At 66.8% G+C, this 3,151-nt stretch carries 3 protein-coding genes; 2 read left to right on the top strand and 1 reads right to left on the bottom strand.

What is annotated here, in order from left to right; translation table 11 throughout:
• A partial coding sequence (locus MHK00_RS11690) for a hypothetical protein (RefSeq protein ID WP_250411984.1) occupies positions 1 to 718 on the top strand: 718 nt, incomplete at its 5' end.
• Positions 719 to 753: 35 nt separating this feature from the next.
• Here MHK00_RS11690 and MHK00_RS11685 read toward each other — a convergent pair.
• Entirely contained in the window at positions 754 to 1,953 is a 1,200-nt protein-coding gene (locus MHK00_RS11685; protein WP_250411981.1) for an FUSC family protein, read from the bottom strand.
• Positions 1,954 to 2,118: 165 nt separating this feature from the next.
• On the opposite strand from MHK00_RS11685, the gene MHK00_RS11680 reads away from it, so the two are divergent.
• Positions 2,119 to 3,151 (top strand): HNH endonuclease signature motif containing protein (locus MHK00_RS11680; protein ID WP_250411979.1); only part of this gene is annotated, 1,033 nt, incomplete at its 3' end.

The raw sequence follows: 3,151 nt of genomic DNA, 5'->3' as shown, positions 1-3,151 counted from the left end.
CCTCCCCACAGACCCCACTCCCTCGCTCGATGACATCGCCGCGCAACCCGACGTCCGCCACCTCGGCGCCCCCGAACCTGCCCCACAGGCCCCGCACCTAGTAGAGCCCGCCCGCATCGTCGTCGCCGGCTCCGACGCCGCCCTTTCGGCCGTGCTGACCCGCCTCATGCGCTCCGACCGCCTCTGGGCCGAGGTCGCCTTCATCCCCGTCCCCTCGGCCTCCGCCACTCCGTCCACCGCATCCGCGGCCGCGCAGAACTGGGGACTTCCCACCTCCCCGGCCGAGGCCCTTGACTTCGCCCGCACCGCCCCGGTCCGCCCCGCCCCGCTCATTCGCAACTATTCCGGCCTCGCGGTCGCTGGCTCCGCCACCATCTCGGACGCCGCAAACGGCTCTTTCACCGGTGAAGTCATCATCGACGATCACACCCTGGCCGCCTCATCCCCCACAACCTTCGGTGCACGCCTCGTTCCTATGACCGATGCCCCCGGCATCCTCGCCGCCCGCGCCACTTCCCCCGTCGAGCCTCAGGGCCGCCTGCGCTCGCTCCTGCGCAAGCCCGGCCGACTCGACCCCGAATCCGTGCGCACCGGCCGCGCCGTCCAGGCCGGCGGCCCACAGCTGCGCGTCATCGTCGATTCCGTCCCCCACAAGCGCCCGGTGACCCGCGTGACGTTCTACCGCCACCTGCGCGATCTCCAGATCGTGCGCCCTTAGCCCCCGCGCGACGTCCTTGCCTCCGCGCGAGGACGCTAGTCCTCGCGCCCCCACACCTCCGGCGGATAGGCCGGATGCTGCGACGTCGGCACCAGGTGCGCCACGGCCGACTCCCGCGAGAGCCCGCACACCATGAGCATGTCGACCACGATGGAACGCGTCTGGCCCAAAATCATATAGGCCGATAACGTGCCGTCCTTGTCAATAATGTCTATCCCGGCGCGCCCACCCACGATGCGCAGACGCTGCACGAGGTCCGGAATCTCAATCGCTTCGTCGTGCCCGTGCTGTTTGCCTTGGCCGTAGAGCTCGCTGATGGCGAGCATGATTTCAGAAAGCTCATCGAGCAATTCCACCTGCTCGTCCGAAACCTTATCGCGGTCCTCCGTCAGGCCCAATGCCTGGCGGGAGAGCACGCGCACACCGCGCACCGCGTTATCTACCGGCATGAGGATGCGCTCCAGCGAGCGAATGCTGCGCCGCGATGCCCACAACAGCGGCGAGACCTCCGAGGCCTCCCTGCCTGACTGTGCCGCGCTCAGCAGGGTATTCACGCTGTCTTGCGTACCGCGGACCGCCTCGCGCGCATCGCGGATAACGGCGGGGTCTTGCTGGCGGATGCCATACGTGACGTCGGCAAGAATGCTCGAGGCAATTTTAAGCACCTTCGATACCTCGCGCCGCGCCTCCACCAACGGCGAATTGGGAATCAACGCGATGGTTATCAGGCCAATGCCCGAGCCAATCATCGCGTCGATCGCGCGGTGCAGGCCACCCGGGCCCTCCGTGGGTGGAAAAATCGTCGCAATCAAAATCGCGCCAAAGACAATCTGGTTAGTAATCAGCGGCGACTTGGTCAAAAACGAGCCCACCACCAGGCCCGCGCCCACAATGAAGAAAATCTGGAACGGCCCCTGCCCCACAATCTGGAAGAGCAGGTCGCCCACGGCCACGCCGATGATGCCGCCAATCGACATCTCCAGCGCCTTCTTCATCCTGTCCCCACCAGACATTCCCAGAATGATGACCGCGGAAATCGGCGCAAAGAACGGCTGCGGGTGCCCCACCACATCGCCGGCCACCCAGTACGCGAGCGCCGCGCCAATGGTCGCCTGGATGATGTAGACAAACCGCGAGCGGATGCGGTTGACCCGCGAGAGCACCGAGCGGTCAATCACCCGCAGCTTCTGCCGCGTTGAGACTCTTTCCTTCGCTTCCGACATGCCTTCCAGCATAGAAGACCGCCCTTACCATCGCCGCCGTCCCCGCGCATCTCGGCCGTCGGCCGGCTTGTGGATAGCTCTTGCCGACGCCCCCTTTTCCCCCACCTATCCACATTTTCCACCTTCCCGGCCGCGCACCGCTTGTTCGGCCCTCGCACGCCTTTTAGCTTCGGCCGTGTGAACACCGAATTCCTCTTGCTATGCCGCCGCGGCGTCGACCTCGTCGCCGAATTTCAGGGCTGCTCCGAAGACTCACTCCTCGAGGCCGGAGCCAGCCCCCTTCTGGCTGCCCAGCTCGCCCGCCTGCAACACGTCTACTTCGGCCGCACATCCAATAGCCGCAAGCAGCGCCTCGCCCGCGACGCCGCCCGCACCCGCGCTCACGACCTCGCCACGCTCGATAGCATCGAGTCCTATACCCGCCGCGTGCGCGATACCAACCGCGCCTGGGACTTGCGCCTAGAACTGTGCCGCACCGAGGCCCGCCTCATCCCCTCCGTGGCCAAGAAGCTCCTCAAGCAGCTTAATCCGCCCCGTCGCCCCGAGCCCGGCGTGCGCTATACCCGCCGCCCCGACGGCCCCCACACCATCTCCATTACGGCTGATCCCACCGATATCGCCGATATCAAGGGCGTGCTCTCCTCTGTCAACAAGGACGATCCCCTCGCCGCCGCCAAGCAGGTCCTCCTCGAGGGCAATCCCGGCGCGTTGCCGGCCGTACACACCAACGTCATCCTCACCTTGGACCAGCTCGACCGCATCGTCGCCGCGCCTGCCGACGCCTCCGATATCACCCTCCAGCTCACCAACGGCGCCCGCATGACCGGCGCGCAGCTCGTCGCCCGTGCCTTAGCCCAGCGCGGCTATGTCAGCCTGGTCCACCCCGAGCACGGCCCGGTAAACCTGTACCGCACCGAGCGCATGGCCACGTGGAAACAGCGCATGCTCGCCGCGGCCGAGCACCCCGTGTGCGCCTGGCCGGGCTGCAATACGCCTGCCGACGACGCCCAAGTCCACCACCTCACCGCCTGGTCCGCCGGCGGGCCCACCAACCAAGAAAATCTGGTCACCTTGTGCGCGCACCACAACTCCGTCAACCAAGATGACCCCTCCCGCCCCACCGAGCGCGGACGCATGGTGCGCATCGATGGCCGCGTCGCCTGGATACCGCCGTGGAGTAACACCCCACGCTTCGTCCCCAGCCCCGCTA

Origin of the sequence: Corynebacterium tuberculostearicum, from assembly GCF_022347385.1 — a bacterium.
GTDB classification, from domain to species: Bacteria; Actinomycetota; Actinomycetes; order Mycobacteriales; family Mycobacteriaceae; genus Corynebacterium; species Corynebacterium tuberculostearicum_M.
The sequence above is the reverse complement of the archived record's forward strand: the minus strand, read 5'-3'. Positions and strand labels throughout refer to the sequence as shown.

Bases quoted from the DNA above. Each gene is read 5' to 3' on its own strand.
- MHK00_RS11685 (WP_250411981.1), bottom strand. From the start codon at position 1,953: ATGCTGGAAGGCATGTCGGAAGCGAAGGAAAGAGTCTCAACGCGGCAG.